Annotated in this window: 21 protein-coding genes and 1 tRNA gene; 15 read left to right on the top strand and 7 right to left on the bottom strand. The window is 52.0% G+C overall.

What is annotated here, in order from left to right; genetic code table 11:
* Positions 1–6 precede the first annotated feature (6 nt).
* Together B9G79_RS04860 and B9G79_RS04855 are read left to right on the top strand one after the other, a co-directional pair.
* A complete protein-coding gene (locus tag B9G79_RS04860) occupies positions 7–3,750 on the top strand; it encodes a tail fiber domain-containing protein (RefSeq protein ID WP_157678716.1) in 3,744 nt (1,247 codons plus the stop codon).
* Positions 3,751–3,770: 20 nt separating this feature from the next.
* A complete protein-coding gene (locus B9G79_RS04855) occupies positions 3,771–4,442 on the top strand; it encodes a hypothetical protein (protein ID WP_088564532.1) in 672 nt (223 codons plus the stop codon).
* A gap of 25 nt (positions 4,443–4,467) precedes the next feature.
* On the opposite strand, the gene B9G79_RS04850 is transcribed toward B9G79_RS04855, so the two are convergent.
* Complete coding sequence (locus B9G79_RS04850; RefSeq protein ID WP_088564531.1) at positions 4,468–4,797, bottom strand: HNH endonuclease; 330 nt, start codon at positions 4,795–4,797, stop codon at positions 4,468–4,470.
* Positions 4,798–4,907: 110 nt separating this feature from the next.
* Between B9G79_RS04850 and B9G79_RS04845 the strand changes: the two genes are divergently transcribed.
* Positions 4,908–6,050 (top strand): cyclic nucleotide-binding domain-containing protein, encoded by a 1,143-nt coding sequence (locus B9G79_RS04845; RefSeq protein WP_088564530.1) that lies wholly within the window; start codon positions 4,908–4,910, stop codon positions 6,048–6,050.
* A gap of 1 nt (position 6,051) precedes the next feature.
* Positions 6,052–6,738, top strand: a complete 687-nt coding sequence (locus tag B9G79_RS04840) for a PilZ domain-containing protein (RefSeq protein ID WP_088564529.1) — start codon at positions 6,052–6,054, stop codon at positions 6,736–6,738.
* Here B9G79_RS04840 and B9G79_RS04835 read toward each other — a convergent pair.
* A complete protein-coding gene (locus B9G79_RS04835; RefSeq protein WP_088564528.1) occupies positions 6,735–7,343 on the bottom strand; it encodes a DUF4337 domain-containing protein in 609 nt (202 codons plus the stop codon). The genes B9G79_RS04840 and B9G79_RS04835 overlap by 4 nt on opposite strands.
* A 127-nt stretch (positions 7,344–7,470) precedes the next feature.
* Between B9G79_RS04835 and B9G79_RS04830 the strand changes: the two genes are divergently transcribed.
* The gene (locus tag B9G79_RS04830; protein ID WP_088564527.1) at positions 7,471–7,884 is read left to right on the top strand and encodes a CBS domain-containing protein; all 414 of its coding nucleotides are present in this window, start codon (positions 7,471–7,473) and stop codon (positions 7,882–7,884) included.
* 40 nt (positions 7,885–7,924) lie between these two features.
* Here the strand turns inward: B9G79_RS04830 and B9G79_RS04825 are convergent, their stop codons facing one another.
* Positions 7,925–9,862: an LTA synthase family protein gene (locus B9G79_RS04825; protein WP_232469175.1), complete on the bottom strand. Its 1,938-nt coding sequence runs from the start codon at positions 9,860–9,862 to the stop codon at positions 7,925–7,927.
* A gap of 151 nt (positions 9,863–10,013) precedes the next feature.
* Here B9G79_RS04825 and B9G79_RS04820 point away from each other — a divergent pair, with 151 nt between their 5' ends.
* The 5 genes from B9G79_RS04820 (at position 10,014) to B9G79_RS04800 (ending at position 15,014) form a co-directional block, all read left to right on the top strand.
* Positions 10,014–10,229, top strand: a complete 216-nt coding sequence (locus B9G79_RS04820; protein ID WP_226987824.1) for a BolA/IbaG family iron-sulfur metabolism protein — start codon at positions 10,014–10,016, stop codon at positions 10,227–10,229.
* Between the two features lie 14 nt (positions 10,230–10,243).
* Positions 10,244–10,549 carry a Grx4 family monothiol glutaredoxin gene (gene grxD / locus B9G79_RS04815; RefSeq protein WP_011165269.1) on the top strand — a complete coding sequence of 102 codons (306 nt, stop codon included), beginning with the start codon at positions 10,244–10,246 and terminating at the stop codon, positions 10,547–10,549.
* Between the two features lies 1 nt (position 10,550).
* Positions 10,551–10,757, top strand: coding sequence for a YgaP family membrane protein (locus B9G79_RS04810; protein ID WP_011165270.1), 207 nt, complete (start codon positions 10,551–10,553; stop codon positions 10,755–10,757).
* Between the two features lie 11 nt (positions 10,758–10,768).
* A complete protein-coding gene (locus B9G79_RS04805) occupies positions 10,769–12,154 on the top strand; it encodes an FAD-binding oxidoreductase (protein ID WP_088564525.1) in 1,386 nt (461 codons plus the stop codon).
* Positions 12,155–12,215: 61 nt separating this feature from the next.
* A complete protein-coding gene (locus B9G79_RS04800) occupies positions 12,216–15,014 on the top strand; it encodes a fibronectin type III domain-containing protein (protein WP_088564524.1) in 2,799 nt (932 codons plus the stop codon).
* Here the strand turns inward: B9G79_RS04800 and serA are convergent.
* Positions 15,011–16,216 (bottom strand): phosphoglycerate dehydrogenase, encoded by a 1,206-nt coding sequence (serA, locus tag B9G79_RS04795; protein WP_088564523.1) that lies wholly within the window; start codon positions 16,214–16,216, stop codon positions 15,011–15,013. The two genes, B9G79_RS04800 and serA, sit on opposite strands and share 4 nt — an antisense overlap.
* 111 nt (positions 16,217–16,327) lie before the next feature.
* On the opposite strand from serA, the gene B9G79_RS04790 reads away from it, so the two are divergent.
* From B9G79_RS04790 to B9G79_RS04770, 5 genes are read left to right on the top strand one after another with little or no spacing between them, the layout of a single operon-like run.
* Positions 16,328–17,686, top strand: coding sequence for a sigma-54-dependent transcriptional regulator (locus B9G79_RS04790; protein ID WP_088564522.1), 1,359 nt, complete (start codon positions 16,328–16,330; stop codon positions 17,684–17,686).
* Positions 17,686–18,630, top strand: a complete 945-nt coding sequence (locus B9G79_RS04785) for a phosphatidate cytidylyltransferase (RefSeq protein ID WP_088564521.1) — start codon at positions 17,686–17,688, stop codon at positions 18,628–18,630. Before B9G79_RS04790 ends, B9G79_RS04785 begins: the two co-directional genes overlap by 1 nt.
* The gene (locus B9G79_RS04780) at positions 18,627–19,397 is read left to right on the top strand and encodes a lysophospholipid acyltransferase family protein (protein ID WP_088564520.1); all 771 of its coding nucleotides are present in this window, start codon (positions 18,627–18,629) and stop codon (positions 19,395–19,397) included. Before B9G79_RS04785 ends, B9G79_RS04780 begins: the two co-directional genes overlap by 4 nt.
* Positions 19,372–20,277 carry an MBL fold metallo-hydrolase gene (locus B9G79_RS04775; RefSeq protein ID WP_088564519.1) on the top strand — a complete coding sequence of 302 codons (906 nt, stop codon included), beginning with the start codon at positions 19,372–19,374 and terminating at the stop codon, positions 20,275–20,277. Before B9G79_RS04780 ends, B9G79_RS04775 begins: the two co-directional genes overlap by 26 nt.
* The gene (locus B9G79_RS04770) at positions 20,268–21,119 is read left to right on the top strand and encodes a YihY/virulence factor BrkB family protein (protein WP_232469173.1); all 852 of its coding nucleotides are present in this window, start codon (positions 20,268–20,270) and stop codon (positions 21,117–21,119) included. Before B9G79_RS04775 ends, B9G79_RS04770 begins: the two co-directional genes overlap by 10 nt.
* Here the strand turns inward: B9G79_RS04770 and B9G79_RS04765 are convergent.
* The 3 genes from B9G79_RS04765 to pepT all read right to left on the bottom strand — a co-directional run bounded on the left by B9G79_RS04765 (position 21,116) and on the right by pepT (position 23,199).
* Positions 21,116–21,568: a hypothetical protein gene (locus B9G79_RS04765; protein WP_088564517.1), complete on the bottom strand. Its 453-nt coding sequence runs from the start codon at positions 21,566–21,568 to the stop codon at positions 21,116–21,118. The genes B9G79_RS04770 and B9G79_RS04765 overlap by 4 nt on opposite strands.
* A gap of 136 nt (positions 21,569–21,704) precedes the next feature.
* Positions 21,705–21,781, bottom strand: a tRNA-Arg gene (locus B9G79_RS04760).
* Between the two features lie 191 nt (positions 21,782–21,972).
* Complete coding sequence (pepT, locus tag B9G79_RS04755) at positions 21,973–23,199, bottom strand: peptidase T (protein WP_088564516.1); 1,227 nt, start codon at positions 23,197–23,199, stop codon at positions 21,973–21,975.
* Between the last annotated feature and the right edge of the window lie 43 nt (positions 23,200–23,242).

Genomic DNA, 23,242 nt, shown 5'->3' with positions numbered 1-23,242 from the left:
ATATTTATGGCTTCCATCCTGGCTTGGGCTGCGCCCAATCAACTGACATATCAAGGTCGTATTCTGAAGGCGGATGGCGCTCCGCTGGAATACAACAACGTGTCCTTTATTTTTGAAATCGCCAGTCCCAATGGTTCCTGTATTCTTTATCGTGAACAAAAAAATGGAATCAACATGGTGAACTCCGGCGGGGTGTTTGACGTGCCGATCGGATCAGGTTCAATGCAATACCCAGCGCCGCCATTTAAGCTGTCGGCAGCATTCGCCAACACCACCTCTCTGACTTGTGAAGGTGGCAGTCCCTACAATCCCCTGGCCGAAGACGGCCGCGTCCTGAAAGTTCAATTCTATGACGGCAGTGGTTGGAAACAGATCTCGCCAGATTCGATCATTCGCTCCGTTCCCTATGCACATCATGCGACCTCAGCGGCCAATGCCGGCACTGTCGGGGGCTATGCCGCATCTGACTTCCTGCTAAAAGCGGGCTTGCCTTCCTGCGGCCCCGGAACTTTCCTAACCTATAACGGAGCAATTCTGACGTGTGCGGCGGTGTCTGGTGCAAGCGGTGGAACCGTCACCGACGTCACAAGTGCCAACAGCTATCTGTCTATCACCAACGGAACATCCACCCCGCAACTGACTTTGAATGTCGGTACTGCTGCCAACACGGTAGCTGCCGGTGATGACAGCCGCTTCACCAACGCGCGCATTCCCACCGGAGCTGCCGGCGGCGATCTTGCCAGCAGTTATCCCAATCCAACGATTGGCAAGCTGCAAGGCACGACTTTGACACTGACCACGCCAACCTCAGGCCAGTATATACGCCATGATGGTTCCGCTTTTGCGAATTCTCCACTGCTGGCTTCAGACCTCAGCGGCACTGTGGCGGTGGGATCAGTTCCAAATCTTCCCTGGAGTAAAATCACATCTGGCTTGCCAACAACTCTTGCGGGTTATGGAATCGCTGATGCCGTGAAGAATGCCGGCGGCACGGTGTCTTTGGAAACCGGTTCCGATGCCGCAAAAGGAACTGCCGGCACGGCGGGTCGCATTTACTTGGCCACGGACACGCAACGGATTTATTCCGACAACGGCAGCAGTTGGGTGGTTATTGCCAGCGTCAGCACCATGACGGGCGTTTCTGTGTCTGCTCCACTGACATCTTCAGGTGGGGGCAATCCGACGATTGGTATTCCGAAAGCCACGGGATCAGTAGACGGATATTTGGCGGCGACAGACTTTGCCATTTTCAATGGCAAACTGGGAACATCTCTGGCCAATGGGTCCATCTGGATCGGCAATGGCAGCGGTGTCGCTACAGCAGTTTCCCCCTCAGGTGACATTTCTTTGACGAATGCCGGTGTTACAAAAGTGGCAAAGATTCAAAACATTACCGTGTCCACCACCACTCCCTCTTCAGCGGGGCATGTTCTGCGCTATGATGGCTCAACGCAGTACGCACCAGGCTTCTTAAGTCTCAGCGACATTCATTCCAGCGTTGTTCCAACGGACACCGCCTTTCCGACGACCTCCTGCACGCCCAAACAGACGCTGACTTGGATTTCTTTAACAGACAAACTCGCCTGCACCACGATTTCGGTGGAGGACTCGCAGATCACCTATGCTTCGAAAGGTCAGAATCTGATCTTTGCCGGTCCCGCCTCCGGGGGTGCTGGAGCGCCCAGCTTCCGTTCTCTGGCCTCCAGTGATCTTCCGGCCAATGCCTATGACAACACTTACTTTAAGAATGGCGGCAACAGCTTTGGTGCGGCCACCAGCATCGGCACCAATGACGGCAATGCTTTGAGTTTCAAAACAAACAACGTGTCCCGGATGACGCTGGACACGTCAGGTCGCTTGTTTGTGGGTGCTACTGGAAGTGAAGAACTGCACGTGACGAACCATCAGAACAGCGGAACATTCTTTAAGGCTGATAACACCACGGCAGATACAGCCTCCAAAGCCGGATTCATTGCCAAATCTGATGGTGCCGAAGTGGAAATGGCCGTGCTCAGCACCGCCAACACCCAAACCTTTGGTGGAATTGACGGGGCCGACTCTTTCCTGATTCGCAGCTTCAGCACCACCCCCGTATCAAGCATGATTCTTGGGAATGGAGGAGCTGCACCGATACATCTATTGACGGCGGACCTTCCCCGTATGACTGTCAGCGCTGCTGGCGAGGTCGGTATTGGCACAACCACGCCGACGGCTCCGCTGGATATAACCAAGGACTCCAGTGCCTGGGTCCGCTTGCAGCAATCTTCCAATGATAACAATGGTCCGGCGGTGGGTTTTGTAAAAACCCGGGGCACAGTGGCCTCTCCGGCTGCTGTCACTACTGGAGATCGCCTGATGGGTCTTTATGGCATGGGCTATCACTCCGGCCCTGGCACTAGTGGCAACGTCGCCGCGATTCAATTTTTGGCGGCCGAGCCCTTCACCGCCGCAGCGAACGGAACCAAAATTGACTTTGCCACGACTCCGATCGGCGGCACTGCTCGGTCCACTCGCATGCTGATTGATGATGCGGGTTACGTGGGTATCGGCAATGGCTCTCCGACCACGGGTCTTGAGATTTCAAAAAGCAACCTTTGGACGACCGTGAACTGGAACAAATTTCTAAAATTCAGCGGAGCGGGAAGCTCGGCCATCGAATTTGACCTGGCAGCCAACAACAAGTTTGGCATCGGGGCAACAGCATCGAACAATTCTTTTAACGTATGGAAGGCCGATTCCTCCACGAACACCGCAGCCATCAACTATCTGTTGAGCCTTACCGAAACCTCTTTAAATGTTGGTTCGTCCACTGCGAATGTGAGCCTGGTCACTCGTGGGGATGTCAGCGTGGGTGTGGATGACACAGATCTTGCCACCCGTGAAGCGACTTACGGTAAAAAATTGTATTTCCTGGGCGCCAATTCAAACACGGATCCTTTGTGGATCGCACGCTATAATGTTTCAGGTGTTCCAAACAACACTGATCTGCGGGTGAATATCGGGGACGATCAATTATCAGCCTCTGACACCTTTGCTGTCGGTGTAACCAACGGATCCACCTGGTATCGCCGTTTCTTTGTGGGCGGCGCCGGACTTATTGGCAACAGTCAGGCCAATCCGGGTGACACCGGAACGATTGCCGTCCCAGGAGGCACCGGTGTTTCTGCAATGGCATTGAATATCGAAGCTGCGGCCGGGGGCTATGCGGGGCAATTCATAAACTCCTCAAGCGCGGCGGATGCTCATGGTGTGAATATTTATCTGAACGGAGCTGCGGCCAGCAATAACATCCTTATGGGGCGCTCGAACGGCAACACACGTTTTTATGTTAAAGCCGACGGGAGTGGTTTTTTGACCAATGCGTGGTCTTCGTCGTCAGACATTCGCCTAAAAAAGAACATCGAACGCATCCCTTCAAGCCTGGACAAAATTTTACAGATTGAAGGCATCACCTACGACTGGAAAGATGAGAGTCGCGGAACAAGTCGCCAGATCGGCGTGATTGCTCAGGATGTACAGAAGGTCTTTCCCGAAGCTGTCACAAAAAGTCCGGATGGATACTTGGCAGTGACTTATTCGACTCTTGTTGCTCCTCTCATCAACGCTGTCAAAGAAATTTATTCAGAGCTTATGGGCACCCAAAAAGAAGTCTCTGCCTTAAAAGCACGCACTGAACGCCTTGAAAAAGAAAATCAGGAAATGAAGTCCTATCTTTGCCAGAAAGATCCTTCGGCTCCATTCTGTATGTAACTTGGCAAGCTCAGGAACTTATGCCTAAACTGAGTCATATGCAGTCGTCATCCGGGCTCAGTCGTCATGCACGTTTTAAAATCCTGAGCGAAAACATCAGTGTGCTCATCGAAGAAGAGGGACTTCTGGTTCGCCCCTACGGGCACACCACTTTGCCTTACTTCAATCTTTTAACCGCCGAAGAACAAGAACAGGTTCTGAAAGACATCCTGGTTTATTTTCAAGTCTGCACCGACGTGAAATCCCAGAACGGCAGCTTGAAAGACACCCGATTGTTCACGGAAAAAGCCATCCACCGCCTGGGCGTCAGCGTGGATCCGTTTATTCTGGAACAAATTCACCCCCATCACCTGATTGAAATCTACACGCAAGCGCATACTCAGATCTTCCGCAGCTTGAGATTCTTTGAAGTGTGCAGCTATTCCCTTGAAGATCTGTATTGCCGCAAGTGGTACCACCTGTACCAACGCACCACACAGGATCAGGAAAATCTGGAAGCCGACATCGGCAAGTACTATTCACAAAATCCCCTGAAAACCCTTCAGGCAACAGCGCCGGAACACACCATCCGCGCTCTGGGCGCCCTGGAACGGGATGAAATCATCACACAAATATTCTGGCTAAGTCCGTTACAGTCTCTGACCAAAGGGGACTCGTACATCCTCACGGTGGCGACAAGCCGACTGCCCTAATAAAAAACGCCCTTGAGGGGCGCTGTTATTCCTGACTTTCGTCGTCAGATTCCGGGGCCGGAGTGGAGGAATTCTTCAATTCCTCCAGAGCCATTTCTGCACGGGTTTTATAACCTTTTTTGCTGTTGCAGTCCTTGCAGGATGGAACGCAATTGTTCTTATTGGATTTGCCCCCGCGGGCGATGGGGATCAGGTGATCCATTGTGAGATCGGCCGGCTTGAAACGTTCACCGCAGTGATAGCACAGACCTTTGCCCAGCTCCTGCTTCCACCATTGGCTTTGGCGCAGCTCGCGGGCTTTGGCTTTTTCACGTTTTTGATGCTCCGGAGGAGCGGCCGAAAAGAAGTAATCCATCCGCACCGTTATAACGTATGAAACTGGACCTCGCAAGCCCCCGCCCGAACTCAATTTTAGGGCCCTTTCAGCCGATATAACCATGTGATTTCTTTAAGGAGTGGGATGCTATGTCTGTAAAAACCTTTAAAAAAGGCGAAGTGATCTATAAAGACGGCGATAAAATTACGGCCGTTTATCTGATCCAATCCGGTGGTGCGAATCAATGTCTGATCCGCGGTAAAAAAACCATCGACCTTTTCCAATTGGGTTCTTCTCATATTCTTGGTGATCAGGTGATTCTGGGGCAAGCCACTCACCCCACATCCGCTGTTGCGACCACTGAAACCAAGGTGCTGGAAATTCCGGTTGAAACCCTGAAGCAGCAATATGAAGGCGCACCTCAGATGCTGAAGGTGATCATCAAATCACTGGCGGACCGTCTGCGTCTGGCGATGAATGATGTTCGTTCCAGTAAAATGGAAAAAGACTCGTCGCCTTGCCCGGAAGATCAGGTGGCCAAGGTGTACGGCGCCGTCTTCCACACGGCCAACCACAAGGGCGACAGATCCCAGGCCGGTCGTGTGATCGTGGACTGGAACATGATGAAGCAGTATTCCCAGCGCGTGATGGGCGATTCCCCGAAACGCATCGAACAGGCCATCAACATTCTGGTGAAGCTGAAACTGGCTTTGTATGAAATGGGCAAAGACCCCACTAATCCTGATGGCCCGGAAGAAATCCAGAAGGTTCACTTCCTGGATCTGGGCCTGGTGGAAAGCTTCTTTGAATTCTATCAGTACTACTATTTCAAAGGCGGCCGTTCCGACCTTTTGAAAGTCGATGAACTGTGTGTGCAGATGCTGGGGGCGATTTTGAAGCTTTCAGAAAATGAACAGCCGGATCGCTTCGGCATCGTCGGAGTTGATTTCGCCAAGTTCAGTGAATTCTGCAAAGAGGAAATCGGCATCAACCTGAACAACGACCACTTTGCCCGTCTGGAAGGCAAAGGCGTTTTCATGAAACGCAAAAATGCCGGCACCGGAGTGGTCCTGCAATTTGAAGTCAAAGAATTCCGCTCCATCCTGCAAAGCTGGAAGATGCTGCGCGAGATTGAAAAATGGAATGAAAAAGGCTTCGTCGACATGGACGAAAAAGAGGAAAAGCCCAAGAAAAAATCCAGCGGTCCATCCTGCCCGGCCTGCAGTGCCGAGGTTCAGGCTGGCGCCAAGTTCTGCCACGAATGTGGCCATAAGATGACTGCGGCGGCCTGACATGAGCGAATCCCTGGTCGTCTTTAAAGCCATTCATAATGAAGCCGAAAAGCAGACGCTGTTACAGCGTCTGGTGAACAGCAATGAGTCGATTGTCCTTAGAGACAAATTCGATCGCAGCATCACTCTTCGCACCATGGGTGTGAATGACAAACTACAGATCAAATGCCACCCGCCGGAATCCACCGCCATGAACACCGAGGATTCAGCGACGTTCACGGCCAGCTTTTCCATCAAAGGCGAAAAGTACCTGTTTGAAACTCATCCGGTGATCAACGAAAACAATGTCACCCTGACAGTGCTGAACCTGTTCCATCTGCAAAAAAGAAAAAACTATCGCTACGTGATTCCGGCAGATTATTCCGCCGAGTTTGTGGTGACATATTTGAATCAGGCCGTTTGTTCCCACACCTGCCGCCTGCTGGACCTGTCCACAGAAGGTTGTGCTGTGGAGATTCCCCAGACTGAAGCCAATCTGCAATTGGAAGATCTGGTGGAAGCAGAAATCTTTCTGGGAGACAGAGAGCCCATCGTCGTTCAGGGCCTGATCAAAAATATCCGTGTGAAAAATGACGAGACCCTGGTATTAGGCGTGGAATTCAATCATATGGCCAATGCCAGCGAGGGCAAGATTGTGGCCTCCCTCACTGATTTGCAACGCGATATTTATTTCCGTCGTACAGGTTAAGCCACACCCAGATAAGCCCACAGGGAAATCCCCGTGCCGACCATTCCCAAAACACACATGCCTGCAAAAAACACATTTTGCAGGCTTTCTTTTTTCAGGATCAGGCTCATCGCCCCCAGGACCAGACACAACTGAAAGAACAAACTGGACATATCAAAACGGTCCCCGGCCACCGACAAGGTCGCCAGATGGGCTTCCATTTCCTGGGCACCGATGATTTTGCCCAGTTCGCCATTGATATCCTGAACCCAGTTATCCTGCCCCACCGTCTGCGACCCACGAAGGATTTCATTCTTTTCTTTCTTATAGCGCAGAATGCGTTTCTGCAAATTGACCAGATGACTGTCGATGGCCTTTTCCGTGCCTGGCTTCAAAGCACCGGCTTGTTTCAGGCTTTCCAGCAGGGACTTTTCCCCTTCGACCAGCGTTTCTTTCACGCTTTTGGACTGGTACCACATGTAAGCTGCGGCTTTTTCATTGGTTCCGATAATCTCATCATCCCCGTACTTGCCTGCAACCAGATCACTCACCGCCATGACCGCAGCAAAAACAGCGATCACAACACCACAACGAATTTCAAAATTGGAAGATTTATCGTCTGACATGACGACAGATTTAAAATCATTCCGTCTGTGTCAGTCAACTTTTTCCTGCGAACATCAATGACAAAATACACCACTGCTGATTCAGCAAAAGAAATATCATGAGGACTCAACCAACAAGGAGTTTCCCATGAAAGTAAAAGACGTCATGCATGAACATGCTGATTACATCAACCGCGACCGCACCGTGCGCGAGGCCGCCGAAATGATGGCAAAAGGCGACTATGGCTGCCTGCCTATTGAGGAAAATGACCGGATGATCGGCATGATTACGGACCGCGATATCACCCTGCGTGTGGTCGCCAAGGGCCTGGATCCGAACGTCACCAAAGTCAGCGAATGCATGAGCAAGGGAATTGAATATTGCTTTGAAGAAGATGATCTGTTGGAAGTGGGAGAACTGATGGCGTCGCAGAAAATTCGTCGCATGCCAGTGATCAACGAAAGCAAACGCCTGGTTGGCATGCTCAGCCTGGGCGACATCGCCAGCAAAGCCCGCGATCAAAATCTTTCCCACGAAATTTTGTCCAACGTTTCCCATTAAAACAAAAGGACCTCTCAACGGGGTCCTTTCTTATGTTTCGCTATTTTGAAGGGTAATAAAGTTTATTGTCCCACATGCCTTCATTGAAGTACTGGATGGTGGCCTTCAGCTTTTTTTCCAGCGCCTGCCGGCGCGGCGAAGTGCCCGGCTGATCGGCCGGGATTTCGTGCTCGGTCGCACGGTCGGACATGGCGAACATTTGTGGTTCGCCGTGTCCCGGTGTCCAGCGCAGGAAATAGTCTTTTGCAAACAACAGATAACGACCATCAATGAAATTCACCGCGGTCTTGTCGCCAGGAATGAAGATGGAACTGCCCAGATAGTTCTGATCCTTGTCAGAAATTCCCAGGAAATCCAAAACCGTCGGCAGAACATCGATCTGCTGCACCACCATCTTCGTGTCCACTTCCGGGAACTTGTACCCCGGATGATAAAGGAACAGCGGGATGCGATAGCTTCCCTGTTCATTTTCATATTCGGGACGGTAGTGCATGGAAGCGTGGTCCGCTGTCACAATGAACAATGTATTTTTGAACCACGGCTTTTTCGCGGCCTCGGCAAAGAACTTTTCCAGGGCAAAGTCCGTGTATTCCACCGTTTTCAGAATCTCGATCGGACCTTCTTTGAAACGGTCCTGATACTGAGCCGGAATCTTGTAGGGCTGATGCGAGCTCAACGTGAACACCGAAGTCATAAACGGCTGAGGCAACTGGTCTACTTCTGTCAGCATCCACTGCAGGAAGGGCTCATCCCAGATACCCCACACACCATCGTCATCGGCGCCGTTACCGTATTCGCGCGCACCAAAATATTTTTCAACCCCGGCACTTTGCATGAAGGAATCAAAGTACATCGTTCCGTTGTGACCGCCATGAAAGAAGCTCGTCGAATACTTCGCCGGCGTCAGTAGAGTCCCCAAACCCAGGAAATAGTTCGAAGTAAAGTGCGAGGAAATAAACGGCTCATTCATCAGCGCCGGAATCCCGCCCATGATCGCCCCCACCCCTTCGATGGAGCGGCGGCCATTGGCATAGGCGTTTTCAAAGCTGAGGGATTGGGCCTTTAAAGAATCCAAAAACGGCGTGTAGGACTTCCCGTTCACCGGGCCGATGTATTCCTCCCCGAAGCTTTCCAGAATGATGATCACCACATTTTGCGGGGCTTTCGGACGGCGGCCCTCCATCAGGGAGCCACGCAAAGATCCATTCAGCAATGACAGCATTTCATGCTGGTCGTTGAAGTACTTGTCTTTGCTAAGACCCTTGGCTCCGTAGCTTTTAATAAAGGTGAAGGTGGAATTCAGCACCAGATTGTTCAACAAAGGGGCGGTGAATACATTGGCGTTCACGAAGCTGACGGGTTTGGCCTGAAGACCACCGCGAATTCCGATCACTGAAATCGCCAGCGCCACAAAACAAAGAAACCCGTGAGCCAGCCACAGTTTGGCTTTGTCTTTTCGGCTGTGCACGGTCCACTGCAGTTTTTCAAAGCCAGCAAGTGTCACCTTGCGCACCAAAAGCACGAACAGCAACACAATGAGTGTGTTCACCAAAAACAGCAGCCAGTAGCTGCTGACGAAGTTCCAGACTTTACCGGGGATTTCGTTCACCACAAACAGACTGTCAAAAGTGAAACGACGGCCCACGAAGTTGATGAATTCGGTGTCGCCCAGGTTCAGAATCAGGAATGGCACCTGCAAAACACTGAAAGCCACCCAGGTGACCGTGGCCCAAAGACCGTTCCAGGCCCGTGGCCAGGGCACGAAGGCCAGCAACAGCAACGGTGCCGTCAAAGTCAGAATGGCCGCCACATCAAAGCGCAGGCCCACTATGAAGGACCACAAAATGTCCTGAGCGGGTTTATTTTTGAATAAACTCCAATTCCAAATAAGGAACTCGGCTCTTGCGAAGAAATAGAAGAGCACAGTCAGCAATACCAGAGAGAATATCTTAATCAGGCGGAAGGACGGTCCAAACATGGGCCTATAGTACATCGACGGCCTGCATCAATCAATCCGCCGTCGCTAAGGCTTTGCCGGATGGGACCGCTGGCTGCCCACCGAAGCCTTGGCGAAGGCTGGACAGGGAGGGCGCCCTCTGCTAGTTTCCCGTTCTATGACAGCAGAACAAATGAAAGAGCGTTTAGAGAAGCATTATCCTCAATCCACGATCGAAGTTTTCGATCTGACCGGAACTCAGGATCACTGGGAAGTGTTCGTGGAAAGCACTGTATTTGCCGGCATGACCCGCATTCAGCAGCACCAGAACGTCATGGCTTGCTTTGGTCCAGAATTGAAGACCGGAGAGGTTCATGCCCTTTCAATCAAGACTAAGATTAAATCATAAAAAGGACCGTAAAAATGGCAACGACTCACGAAAGAATTGATCAGATTGTTAAAGGTAACAAAATCGTATTGTTCATGAAAGGGACTCAACAGTTCCCTATGTGCGGATTCTCTGCTCGTGCATGCGCAATCCTTCAGGATATGGGCGTTCAGTTCCACGATGTGAACGTACTTGATGACGACGAAATCCGTCAGGGCATCAAAGAGTACGGCAACTGGCCGACAATTCCACAGCTTTACATCAACCACCAGTTGGTTGGCGGCAGCGACATCATGATGGAAATGTACCAGTCCGGCGAACTTCAGGAACTTCTGAAGTAGTATGAGATGCAATGTCGCCCTGTGGGACCGCATTCTAAGATTTCTGTTCGGCGTGGGTTTGACCGCTTACGCTGTGGCAGGCGGTCCTTTCTGGGCGTACATTGGGGTCTATGGTCTGATCACGGCCGCTTGGGGCTTGTGTCCCGTCTATGCTTTCTTTAGAATCAGAACTCTGAAAGATTATCACCGCCCGATCAACGAAGAATAGGATTGTAGCACATGTCCACCACAGCTCTCCGCGACCTTGAAAGCATCTTGAAGAAAGACCAAATCAAAACCGACGAAGAGAGTCTGAAATACTGGGGCCGGGACTGGACAACCTATTTCGACATCAAAGCCAGCGCCATTGTTTTCCCTCACTCCACCGCCGATGTGGTTGCGCTGGTCCAATGGGCCCGTCAAAACAAAATCGCTCTGATCCCTTCCGGAGGCCGCACGGGTCTTTCCGGGGCTGCGGTCGCCACCAACGGCGAAGTGGTCGTGTCTTTTGATCAAATGAACAAAATCAAAGAGTTCAATTCCGTGGATCAAACCGTGGTGATTGAACCGGGTGTCGTAACGGAGGCTTTGCAGCAGTTCGCGCACTCAAAACAGCTTTTCTATCCAGTGGATTTTGCAGCCCGCGGTTCCTCCCAAATGGGTGGCAACATCGCAACCAATGCTGGTGGCATCAAAGTCGTTCGTTACGGCCTGACTCGTGACTGGGTTGTCGGCCTGACTGTAGTGACTGGCACGGGCGAAGTTCTGGAGCTGAATAACGGCCTGGTGAAAAATGCGACGGGCTATGATCTGCGCCACCTGTTCATCGGATCTGAAGGAACTTTGGGCTTTATCACTGAAGCCACCATCAAGCTTGCTGCCAATCCCCCACCAATGAATGTTCTGGTGATGGGTGTGACCGGGCTTGATGCCGTGATGAAAATCTTTGCGGAATTCAAAACCAAAACTCCGCTGGTGGCCTTTGAGATGTTCTCGGACAAAGCTTTGCGCAAGGTTTTGGACAGCACAGGCTTGTCGGCTCCGCTGGCGACCGAGTGCCCGTTCTATGTTCTGGCGGAAGTTGAAACCCGCAACGAACAGGACCAGGAACACGCTTTGGGTGTGTTTGAAAAATGCCTGGAAGAAGGCTGGGTTCTGGATGGCGTGATTTCCCAATCGGAAGTTCAAGCCAAGACCTTCTGGAGATACCGCGAGGACATCTCTGAATCTTTGGCGAAATATTCCCCGTACAAAAACGATATCGCTGTGGCGATTTCCAAGGTGCCGCCGTTCATGGAAGACCTGGACCAGGTCCTGTCCAAGGCTTATCCGAACTGGGAAGTGGTCTGGTTCGGCCACATTGGCGACGGGAATCTGCACATCAATATCCTGCGCCCCGAGGGCATGACCAAGGAAGAATTCGTCAAGGAATGCCGCAAGGTCGACGTGATGGTCTTTGATGCGGTTAAAAAGTACAAAGGATCCATCTCTGCCGAACACGGTGTGGGTCTGACCAAAAAGTCCTTCCTGAACTACACTCGTTCTGAAGCTGAAATCCAGCTTATGCGCGGGATTAAGAAAGTCTTCGACCCGGACAACATCATCAATCCGGGCAAAGTTATCTAGACCCACCCTAGGACCTGCTGCCATGGCTCTTTCCCGTCTGCACTGATAGACTGAAAGAGCTGTGCGTAAGTTTATACTTCTTCTATTTTTGTTGTGCGTTTCGTGTACCAAACCTCTGGGTGAGGAAGATCCGTTAAATCAACCTTCCAGCGAAGCTCCGGGCGCATTCAATCTTGCGACCATTCAGCGTTTTGATCACCAGTTGCTGGTTTCCTGGAGCACATCCAAAGGCGCTTCTTCTTACGAACTGAAATACGGAACTGCCGCTGGTACTTACACCAATTCCATCAAAGCCACCAAATCCCCGGTGGTGATTGAAAGCGGACTTGTGCCGGGCACGACTTACTATTTCCGCGTCACGGCCAGCAATGATATCGGCACGGTGGATTCCACCTCTGAAAAAAGTTATCCGTACATGGGCGCGCCCGGCGCCTTTGAGTTGCAGACTGTGATCCCAGGAAACACCGAAGTGACGCTGACCTGGGACGCCAGCCCGGAAGCTTCGTCCTACACCGTGATGTACGGCACCAGCGCAAGCAACATCACCACCTCGGCCGGGACCTCGCTGACAACGGCGAAGACCATCACTGCCCTGACCAACGGCACGACCTACCACTTCTCGGTCACTGCGAAAAACGCCGCCGGCACAGCCACTTCAACGAACACCCTGAGCGCCACACCCAGCCCTCCGCCGTCCGCCCCCCTGAACCTGACGGCGACGGCAGACTCCAGCAAATGCACACTTACCTGGGAAGCACCGACAACTGGAACGGCTCCCTTCCTGTACACCGTCCGTCGCATCACCAGCCCCACCACTGACGTTGCAGTTTGTACTAACACTCCCCTTTTGACTTGCGAAGAAACCATTGCCGCTGGCACTTACGAATACACAGTGGAGGCCACCAACACCTCTGGCACCGGGGCCAAATCAAGCGCCGTGTCGTGTAGTGTGGGCCTGCCAGGAGCTTTCCAGATGCTGACGGCTTCTCCGGGCAATGGAACCGTGGCACTGACCTGGGAAGCCAGCAGTCTTGCCACTGCTTACACCGTTCGTTACGGCACCAGTGCCGGTGATATTTCAACCGTCGCCTCTGCGGCCGCCACATCACCGTACACGGTGACTGGCCTGACGAACATGGTTCCTTATCACTTCTCGGTGACGGCGACCAATGCGCAGGGATCAAAAAATTCCACTAACACACTCAGCGCCACTCCGAACATTCCCCCGACAGTGCCACTGAGTCCGACGGTGACAGTTCCCGAGGTTGGCAAATGCACCTTGAACTGGATGCCCCCGGCCAGCGGTGCCCCGCCGATCACCTACACCGTTCGCCGCATTGTGAATCCAAGTGTGAATGTTGTTATTTGTGAAAACATATCAACCAGAACCTGCTCGGAAGAAGGTCTTTCCGGCGGGACTTACAATTACACGATTGAAGCCATCAATTCTGTCGGCACAGGTCCTGCCACCAGCAATATCTCCTGCAATCTTGCCGCGCCGGCGGCCGTTACACTTTCTTCGATTACAGGCGGCAGTATTGGCAACAAAAAGATCACACTCACTTGGACCGGCGGAAGTGGCTCAAACTCATTCACGGTTAAATATGGCACCACGAATCCACCCACAACTGTGGCTTCAACCTCTGCCACCTCACCGTACATTGTCGAAAATCTGACCAATGGCACCCTTTACTATTTCCGCGCTGAAGCTGTAAATGCATATGGGACCACCGCCTCTGCAAGCCAATCCGCCACTCCTGTCAGCACGCAGCCAAACATCACGATACAAGGTCCGGCATTGGCCATAAACACAGCCTTTAATGCCGTTACTTTTGGTGACACCTACACCAGAAAATTCACTATTGCGGACCCGGATCCCGAAGACACCATTGACTGCAGTGGCACCTCTGCGACCAGCTCAAACACCGGAGTCATACCCAACGGAAATATCTCTATGGGTGGTTCAGGACTGAATTGTTCTGTTTCAATTGCATCCAGCCCCGGAATCTACGGACAATCCGGTATCCTGCTGAATGCCACTGACGGCCAAGCAACCCGCACTCTGAACATCAGCATGCAGGCCCTGCCGACTCCGAGCCGAATCTACTCCTGGAGAAAACGTGGCAACTATTCTGGTCCGGCACTGACGGTACGTCGCATCTCCGACAATAACACCACTGACATCTATTTTGATTCACATGGAATGGTCGACCCGTATTTAACAACCTTTGCGGGCACGACCGGACGTTTGGTGACATGGTACGACCAGGGTTCTCAGGGAAAACACGCCTACCAGACAGATCCGAATCGCCAGCCCGTCGTCACCCTGTCCGGCGGAATTCTGCGCATCACAGCCGATGGTGTTGATGATTCCATGACTGTTCCTGATTTTCCGACGCCAACTGCGATGACGGTTTATACACATTTTACCTTTACCACCCAGGCGACCGCAGCTTCACTTTTGTCATTTGGAAAAAAAGAGGCCCTGGGGCTGGAAGGGTTTGAAATTGGTCGCACGGCCGGAGGTGCCTGGACAGTCACTTCAGCACTGAACTCCTCTACACTAGAAACGACCAGCGGCCCCGCCTTGAGCACAAGTTCGCCTGGCCAGGCGATGATACTGAATACTGGCGGGTCGGCGAAAAGAAATCTGATCACTTCCACGGCAACAACAGCAACCCCAACGACTTCAACAGGAACTCTATCGGGATACGAGCCTTCCACAAATGCGGATGCCTATCTTTTCTCAGGCGGGACGTCAGGGACGACTTTGCCAATCAAAGGCTACATAAGAGAACTCCTGATTTTTGATCAGGAGCTTTCCACTTCAGAAGTCAAAGCGCTGACGACTCAAAATTAGTAAACCACACGTGTGCGGATGGAACGGGACAGCTTCTCGATATCCGCCGCCAGCGTGTGCGCCTGACTGGAATGCAGATCCATCACCAGATAACCGATTTTTTCATCTGTCGACAGGTACTGCCCTTCGATATTGGCACCGGCCTTGGAAATAAGACCATTGATTTCACCCAGGACACCAGGTTCATTGCGGTGAACGTTCAAAATACGCGACGTCCCCTGCTTCACTGGCAGATCCACATTCGGGAAATTCACCGCCCCCGGCGAAGAGCCGATCTTCAGGTAGCGGCGGAAGCTTTCGGCCACTTCCAGGCCGATGGCATACTGCGCTTCCTCTGTGCTGCCTGCGATGTGCGGAGTCAGAATGACGTTGGGAATTCCCTGCAGCGGGGATTTGAATTTTTCCTTGTTTGATGCCGGCTCTTCCGGGAACACGTCGATCGCACAACCCGCCAGATGTTTTTCCTGAAGGGATTTCACCAGATCGTCAATCACAACAACCGTGCCGCGGCTGGCGTTGATCAGGAAGCTGCCTTTTTTCATCATCGACAGTTCGCGGGCGCCGATCATGTCTTTGGTTTCAGGAGTCTCTGGCACGTGCAAAGTCACAAAATCAGAATTTCGCAAAAGATCATCCAGAGTGTTCTGTACCATGGCATTTCCCAGAGGAAGTTTTTTCAGCACGTCAAAGAACAGCACCTTCAACCCCATGGATTCAGCAAGGATGCTGACCTGGCTTCCGATATGGCCGTAACCGACGATCCCCAAAGTTTTGCCACGGACTTCCTTAGAGCCCACCGCTGACTTCACCCACTCACCCAAATGCGCTTGAGTGTTTCGGTCGCCCAGTTGACGGGACAGGGAAATCATTTCCGCGATCACCAGCTCGGCCACGGAACGAGTGTTCGAATGAGGAGCATTGAACACCGGAATCCCCTTCTCGCGCGCGGTCAGAAGGTCCACTTGATTTGTTCCAATACAGAAGCAACCAATGGTCACCAGATGTTTGCTCGAATCCAGAACTTTTTTTGTGATTTCCGTTTTGGAGCGAATGCCCAGCACGTCGTAGTTTGGCAGAAGTTTCAGCAGTTCGTCTTCGGAAGGCGCATGAGCGATCAGATCGACTTTGTAGCCTTCTTCCTCCAGCCTTTCCTTTGCGACGGTGTGAATGTTTTCAACCAACAAGATTCTTTGAGCGCTCATAGGGCCTCCACTCTAAAAATGGTAACTCTGTTCCCGTCCTTCGTCACTATTCGTGGTGACGAGGCGTGCTAATGATGGCTAATTAAGGGCTGTGGGGTATGCTAAAGTCCTATGGCAACAACTCGAGTATTCTCTCTACTTATCGTGGATGATGATCCACTGATCCATCAGTCCTTGAAGCTGTCCCTGCCGAACCATTGGAAGGTTTTCTCAGCTCCCACTTTGGAAGCCATTCAATACGAGCGTTTTTATCATGCGGCTTTCGTCGATATGCATCTGGAGCCGGGCTCTACCAAAGCCGTGGGTCCGACAGTGATTGAAAAGCTGGTCAAGCACAACAACCAACTGGAAGTCGTCGCGATGTCCGGGGACCTGAGCCGTCCCCTGATGGAAAGCTGTCTGAAAGCCGGAGCGCAAAGATTTTTGGCCAAGCCCCTGATGCCGGAAGAAATTCTGCTGGTGCTGGAAAAAATCGAAGCCCTGTGGGATCTGCGCAGTGTGGATCCTGCCGCCAACCGCAAATCCACGCGTTGGGTGGGAACCTCCCAAGCTTCACAAAAAATCAAAAAACGCATTGCCGATCTGCGTGGCGAAACCAGTCCTGTTCTGATCGAGGGTGAAACCGGCTGCGGCAAGGAAGTTGTTTCCCGTCTGCTGCATGAACAAGAGGGCGAACGCCCGTTCATCGCAGTAAACGTTGCCAGCATTCCGGAAAATCTTTTTGAATCCGAAATGTTCGGTCATATCAAAGGCGCCTTCACGGGCGCAGATCAAAACAAAGTGGGCCTGACTGAAGCGGCCCACGGCGGCGACCTGTTCCTGGATGAAATCGAGGCCCTGCCCCTGACCCAGCAGGCAAAACTGTTGCGCTTCCTGGAAACCGGTGAAGTTCGCAAAGTGGGCGCCAAAGAAACAACACAGGTGAAAACCCGCGTGATCGTGGCCAGCAACAAGCCGCTGGAAAAAATGGTCGCGGCCGGAGAATTCCGCGAAGACCTTTTGTATCGTCTGGCATCCCAGCGCATTCAACTGACGCCGCTGCGGGACCGTCTTGAAGACATCAACGAACTGGCAGCCCACTTCCTGGATGCCGAACGCCCGCGCCGTAACAAGTCCTTTACTGAAGACGGCCTGGAGGCTTTGAAAAAATACAACTGGCCTGGAAATGTGCGTGAACTCAAGCGCGTGTGCGAACAACTGAGCCTGACATCCCCACTTCCGTTCATTCGTGGTGAGGATGTGGCGGCCTGGCTGAAGCCTGCGGCCACCGCAACCAGTGCCCCGTCTTACACGGTCATTGATTTCAACAAGGGTTTAAATACGCTGGTGGAGGAATTTGAAGCCCACGCCATCAAGACCTGCCTGAAACAAACCAAGGACATCGAAGAGGCGGCGCGCATCCTGCAAATCTCGCGTTCCAGCCTGTACAAGAAAATCAAAGACTACAAAATTGAAGAGGAACCTTCGTAATGGATTTTTTTGATCTGGATCTTCCCATCCGTATTGCCATGCCGACGGCTTGGGAAAACCACATTTACCGCCAGACAGTTCTGATCGTTCTGTCGATCATCTTTGCATCCGGCCTGATCGTCTTTTTCTTCCGCCAGAAAAACTATTACTTTGTTCAATCATGGGCCAGCATCAAATCCTGGCTGATTGCCGCCCCACTGATGTTTCTTGCCATGGGTATGCCTGAGCCTTGGCCTTTGGTGGCCCTGACTGCCCTGGCGATTCTAGGCGCAAAGATTTTCTTCCAGATCATGGGGATGTTCCATCGCAGTTACTTCGTGATGATTTGTTATGCGGGCATTATCGGACTGGGTGTCTGCGCGTGGTACGACCGTCTGGATATTTACAATGCCATGCCGATGGTGGTGCTGGGGATTTCCTGCCTTGTGCCGCTGGTGAAGAACTCTTACAAGCGCATGATTCAGTATATCTCCCTGACGTTGCTGGCTTTCATCTTCCTGGGATGGTCGTTCATGCATCTGGGCCTGATCATGAAAATGCCCAATGGTGTTTTCCAGGTGATGTACCTGGTGATCCTGACAGAATTCTGCGATAACACGAACTTGGCAGTCAGCCGTTACATCGGCGGCTGGAAAATGTTCCCGGGTATCAACCCGCGACGTACAGTCGGAAGTACCATTGTGTCGGCGCTGCTGACGCTGTTCCTGGCGGGTTGCATGCGCTTCCTTTTGCCGGACGGTTCTGAAAAATACTGGTTGGCCTCTGGGCTTGTGGCGTCCATGGGTGGTTTCGTTGGGGATTACCTGATGACCGTGGTTCGTCGTGATGCGGGCATGAAAACCGTGGGTCCGTTCATCATCGGCCGTGGGGACTTCCTGCACCGCATGGATCGCCTGATCTTTGTGGCGCCAATTTATTATTACGTGATGACGGTAATTCTATGAAGGACTGGAACTACGAAAACGAACAGTGGACCAAGCTTCCCACTTATCTGAAGCATCTGCCGCTTTTCACCCGCCACATTGATCTTTTCAGTGTGTGCATGCGTTTTCTGTGGTCCGTGATCCTGAAGAACATTCTGTACAAGTTCTATATCCGCCTGGAAGTCCGCGGCACCCCGTTTGCGGAAATCTACAAGACCCAGCCGAAGCTGATCATCATCAGCAACCATGCCAGCCATCTGGACGCGGTGTCTATCGCAGCCTCCATCCCAAGACGTTACTGGCTGAATCTGTACATCGCCGCGGCGAAGGATTATTTTTTCAGCAACCCGGTGTTCATGTTCTTTTCCCAGCACTGCCTGGGCGCCATTCCGATTGACCGCAAAGACCGTAAAGGTGAAGCCATCAATCTGATCCTGAAGCTTTTGACTGAACTGCCCCGCATGTGGCTGATCATCTTCCCGGAAGGCACCCGCTCCAAAGACGGTAAAATTCAGGAATTCAAACGTGGCGTATCCATATTTTCAGAGCGCACGCAGACACCGCTGTTGTTCACCTATCTGGATGGCGTGATGGAGCTTTGGCCTAAAGGTCAATCCATGCCCCGCCCGGGAAAGCTGATCCTGCACGTAGGTCCGGTTCATCCCCCAGGTCCGATCCAAGAGGTGTATGCTGCTTATAAGAGCTGGGTGCTGACGATCAATCCCGATGCTTTCCCAGCCGTTCCGATGGAGGAAAAACCTCATGAGCCAGACAACGATTCAAATTGAAAACAAGAAGCTGAAAATCGGGCCCTATGAAGTGTGCCCGATCCCCACAGGTCTTTTCGGCCTGGATGGCGGCGCGATGTTCGGAACTGTTCCCAAAGTCCTTTGGGAAAGAAGCAATCCCCCGGATGAAAAGAACCGCATTTCGATGGAAGCCCGCGGGTTGCTGCTGAAGTCCCCTGGTTGCAACATCCTGATCGACACCGGCAATGGTGGCGACTTTGTTGCGAAATACGGCGACAAAATGGGAAGCAAGTTTGCCGACCTGTTCAACATCCAGTCCGACGGCCCGTCCCTGCTGAAGTCATTGCAATTCCATGGCTTGAAACCGGAAGACATTCATCACGTCATTCTGACTCACCTGCATTTCGACCATGCCGGCGGCGCTACGACCGAAAAAAACGGGAAGCTGGTCCCGACCTTCCCGAATGCCAAGTACTGGGTGCAAAAAGGCAACCTTGAAACCGCCAGCCATCCGAATGTGCGCGAAAAAGCCAGCTACTATGCTGCGAATTTTCAGCCGTTGATAGATGCAGGTGTTCTGAACGTCATGGACGGCGCCAAAGATAATTTCCTTCCGGGCATTTCTGCCATTATCAGCAACGGCCACACACTGGCGCAGCAGGTGGTGAAAGTCACTGACGGCACAACGACACTGCTTTACTGTGGCGACATGGTTCCCACCAGCACGCACGTGAAACTGCCGTGGGTGATGGGTTACGACCTGCACCCGCTGACTCTGATCGAAGAAAAACAGAAGTATCTAGGTGAAGCGGCCGACCAATCATGGTATCTTTTCTTTGAGCACGATCCTTACTGCGATGCTGCTCAGATTGAAAGACAAGGAAACGACTTTGCCGTTAAAAACAGATTTTGGCTTTAAGCGCATCCGCGCAGGATGTGCAGCGGGCAACCGCGGAACTGGACTTCATTTTGTTTAAGCGACTTTGGAGCGTACTCAAAGACACTATTCAACAAATGCGCGATGGCGAGCTGCAACTGGTGGCCGCCTCCCTGTCTTTTTCAACTGCTCTGGCCTTGGTCCCTTTCATCGCCGTTGTTCTGGCGACCTTTCAGTCTATCGGCGGCCTTGAGGTCTTTTATCCCAAAGTCGAAGCCTTGCTGCTTTCAAACATGAAGGAAGCCGCAGGCAGCGGATTCACGAAAATGATGAAAGTCGTTTTGAAAAACGTGAACGCCGGAAAACTGGGGACCGCCGGTGCCGTCTTTCTGTTTATTACCTCTATTCGCCTGCTGCATGATATGGAAGTGGGCATTCACCGTGTCTGGAATCAGCGCAACACCCGACCCTTTTACAAGCGCCTGATCTATCACTGGGGCCTTGTTCTGGCGATCCCCGTGTTCCTGGCAATCTATGTGGGCTTTACATCTTTGGAGCAATTCCAGTTCGTTCACCGTGTGATTCCGGCGACCGTTTCCAATTCCCTGGTGCTGGTGGGGACGCTGTTCCTGGTTTACAAAATGGTGCCGGATGTGCGCGTGCGCGCCAAGGCGGCGTTCATCAGCTCATTGTTAGCCTCTGTGACCCTGTTCGGAGTTCACAAAGGCTATGTGCTTCTGGCTAAAAAATTCTTCGCTTACAACAAGCTGTATGGCTCGTTCGCAGCCCTGCCGTTGTTACTTCTTTGGATTCTGACCTTGTGGTACGTGATTCTGGGCGGCGTCGCTTTGTGTGCCAGCCTGCAAAAGCGTCACGTGGCCTAAGGGCACTGATCTCCCCAAGCCGCCGTAACCCAACAATGAGGATTGGCTGATGTTCCGCCGTCGCCCTCTTTGTGAACCTGGCATTTGATGTCCTTGGCCTGGTGATACACATGTCCCGTCGTCGCATCTGGCATCACGCCCAGTTCAGACATGGAATCCCACATGGCTTTGGCGGTGATTTTTCCCACGCCACTGGGACTGGAACAGGAATAAGTCGGCATCGTATCAGGCAGAATTCCGCGATTGGTCTGCACGCACACCAGCTTTTTGATGGACCACGAAACATAGTCCCCGCTGGTTTTCTTTTTCGAGAAAGACGCATAACGAACATTGTAAGCCATCGTCACCGCCTCATCGCCCACAAACTCGCGAACCGTTTCATCACCGCAAGCGGCATAGGAATTTTGAACACCTAACAGTATCAGCGAAAGAATAATGATGAGCTTCATACAGAGCCCCCCTTTGCCGATACTTTGAAACAAAGAAATCAGGGGTTCAAACGGACGCACAAAGAAGCAAATCCCGGTCTTAGAATCACGGCTTTTTACAGTGGATTGTCAGTTGTCTTGAATCAGGCAGGAAAAATGGTGATTCCGGTACGACTCGAACGTACGACCCTCTCCTTAGAAGGGAGATGCTCTATCCAGCTGAGCTACGGAACCACGGTCTCACTTGAAGTGAGGTTCCTTTATATGGGTTTTACCCCGTGTTTTCAAGCACTTCTTTGAGCTTTCGGACTGTGGGAAATACTTTTCCCCCATCGGGTAAGGCCCGACAACGGCTTTCCGCCAATTTCTAATTTTATAGAAATATCAATAGCTTAAGCCAAAACCCAAGAATTCTTCTTTTCTGATCAGCGAGCCGCCAATAGACAGATCTTTTCCGCCAGTTCATAGGACTTCACAAACGACGGAATGGGCAGGAACTCGTATTTGGAGTGAAAGTTCAATGCGCCTGTGAAGAAGTTGGGAGTTAAAATTCCCTTCGCGGAAAGTGCCGCCCCATCCGTGCCGCCACGCATGGGGATGACTTTGGGCTCTACGCCGATTTCCTTCAGTCCCGCAAAAATCAGATCAATCGCACGGCGGTCCTCGCCGATCGCTGAACTGATATTGCTGTAGGTGTCGGTGATCTTCAGTTGCACCCGGGCTGTCGGGTACTTGGCTTGAATCGATTCAGTGGCCTTTTGCATCTGCTCTTTTCGTCTCGCAAACGAGTTCAGATCGAAGTCCCGAATGGAAGCCGTCAATTTGGCTTCCTGTTGGGTCGCCGTCATCCCGTTAAACCAGATATACCCCTCACGACCGGCGGTGTTTTCCGGCGTTTCCGCTCGATCAAAAAGTGCCATAAAATCCTGAGCCATCAGAATCGGATTGACCAGAACACCTTTGGCCGACATCGGATGAGCGGTCACCCCGGTGAAAGTCATATCAGCCGTCGCGGCGTTGAAGTTTTCATAAACCACCTCGCCCAGTTCGCAGCAATCAATGGTGTAGGCAAAGTCCACATCAAACCGCGACAGATCCATTGCTTTAGCCCCCAGCAGGCCGATTTCTTCATCGGGCACAAAGGCCACCACGATGTCGCCATACTGCTGATCCTCACGCAGGTTCGCCAGCAGGGTCATCACCACACTGACGGCGGCTTTGTTGTCGGCCCCCAGGACACTGGTGCCATCGCTGAAGATAATGTCCTGCCCCTGATACGGAAGAATCTCGGGGTGTTCAGAAACTTTAAGACAGATGTTCTCTTTTTTATTCAGACAAACATCTTCGCCAGTGAATTTCAGAATCTGCGGATGAATATGCGGGCTCAGTCCAACATCCACGGTGTCAATATGAGTGATGAAACCGATGCGCGGGCCGCCCTTTTTGGTTCCCGGCTTCACGGCCGTGACTGTGGCTTTTTGATCAACCACAATATTCTGCAATCCAAGGTCTTTCAGTTCCTGCGCAAGAAGTTCCGCGAGCTTTTGCTGTCCCGGAGTGCTGGGCAAAGCCAGGGCATTGTCATCACTTTGTGAGCTGACTGCCAGATAACGAAAGAAACGATCAACCAGTTGTTTTTCAATTTGTTTCATATGCCGCCATTTTGACACAGGACTCGACCGAGCCGAAGCATTA

Source organism: Bdellovibrio bacteriovorus (assembly GCF_002208115.1).
In the GTDB taxonomy this organism is placed as follows: Bacteria; Bdellovibrionota; Bdellovibrionia; order Bdellovibrionales; family Bdellovibrionaceae; genus Bdellovibrio; species Bdellovibrio bacteriovorus_C.
The sequence above is the reverse complement of the archived record's forward strand: the minus strand, read 5'-3'. Positions and strand labels throughout refer to the sequence as shown.

Coding starts and splice junctions, on each gene's coding strand:
- B9G79_RS04860 (WP_157678716.1), top strand. CDS start 7: ATGGCTTCCATCCTGGCTTGGGCTGCGCCCAATCAACTGACATATCAA.
- B9G79_RS04855 (WP_088564532.1), top strand. CDS start 3,771: ATGCCTAAACTGAGTCATATGCAGTCGTCATCCGGGCTCAGTCGTCAT.
- B9G79_RS04850 (WP_088564531.1), bottom strand. CDS start 4,797: ATGGATTACTTCTTTTCGGCCGCTCCTCCGGAGCATCAAAAACGTGAA.
- B9G79_RS04845 (WP_088564530.1), top strand. CDS start 4,908: ATGTCTGTAAAAACCTTTAAAAAAGGCGAAGTGATCTATAAAGACGGC.
- B9G79_RS04840 (WP_088564529.1), top strand. CDS start 6,052: ATGAGCGAATCCCTGGTCGTCTTTAAAGCCATTCATAATGAAGCCGAA.
- B9G79_RS04835 (WP_088564528.1), bottom strand. CDS start 7,343: ATGTCAGACGATAAATCTTCCAATTTTGAAATTCGTTGTGGTGTTGTG.
- B9G79_RS04830 (WP_088564527.1), top strand. CDS start 7,471: ATGAAAGTAAAAGACGTCATGCATGAACATGCTGATTACATCAACCGC.
- B9G79_RS04825 (WP_232469175.1), bottom strand. CDS start 9,862: ATGTTTGGACCGTCCTTCCGCCTGATTAAGATATTCTCTCTGGTATTG.
- B9G79_RS04820 (WP_226987824.1), top strand. CDS start 10,014: ATGAAAGAGCGTTTAGAGAAGCATTATCCTCAATCCACGATCGAAGTT.
- grxD (WP_011165269.1), top strand. CDS start 10,244: ATGGCAACGACTCACGAAAGAATTGATCAGATTGTTAAAGGTAACAAA.
- B9G79_RS04810 (WP_011165270.1), top strand. CDS start 10,551: ATGAGATGCAATGTCGCCCTGTGGGACCGCATTCTAAGATTTCTGTTC.
- B9G79_RS04805 (WP_088564525.1), top strand. CDS start 10,769: ATGTCCACCACAGCTCTCCGCGACCTTGAAAGCATCTTGAAGAAAGAC.
- serA (WP_088564523.1), bottom strand. CDS start 16,216: ATGAGCGCTCAAAGAATCTTGTTGGTTGAAAACATTCACACCGTCGCA.
- B9G79_RS04790 (WP_088564522.1), top strand. CDS start 16,328: ATGGCAACAACTCGAGTATTCTCTCTACTTATCGTGGATGATGATCCA.
- B9G79_RS04785 (WP_088564521.1), top strand. CDS start 17,686: ATGGATTTTTTTGATCTGGATCTTCCCATCCGTATTGCCATGCCGACG.
- B9G79_RS04780 (WP_088564520.1), top strand. CDS start 18,627: ATGAAGGACTGGAACTACGAAAACGAACAGTGGACCAAGCTTCCCACT.
- B9G79_RS04775 (WP_088564519.1), top strand. CDS start 19,372: ATGAGCCAGACAACGATTCAAATTGAAAACAAGAAGCTGAAAATCGGG.
- B9G79_RS04765 (WP_088564517.1), bottom strand. CDS start 21,568: ATGAAGCTCATCATTATTCTTTCGCTGATACTGTTAGGTGTTCAAAAT.
- pepT (WP_088564516.1), bottom strand. CDS start 23,199: ATGAAACAAATTGAAAAACAACTGGTTGATCGTTTCTTTCGTTATCTG.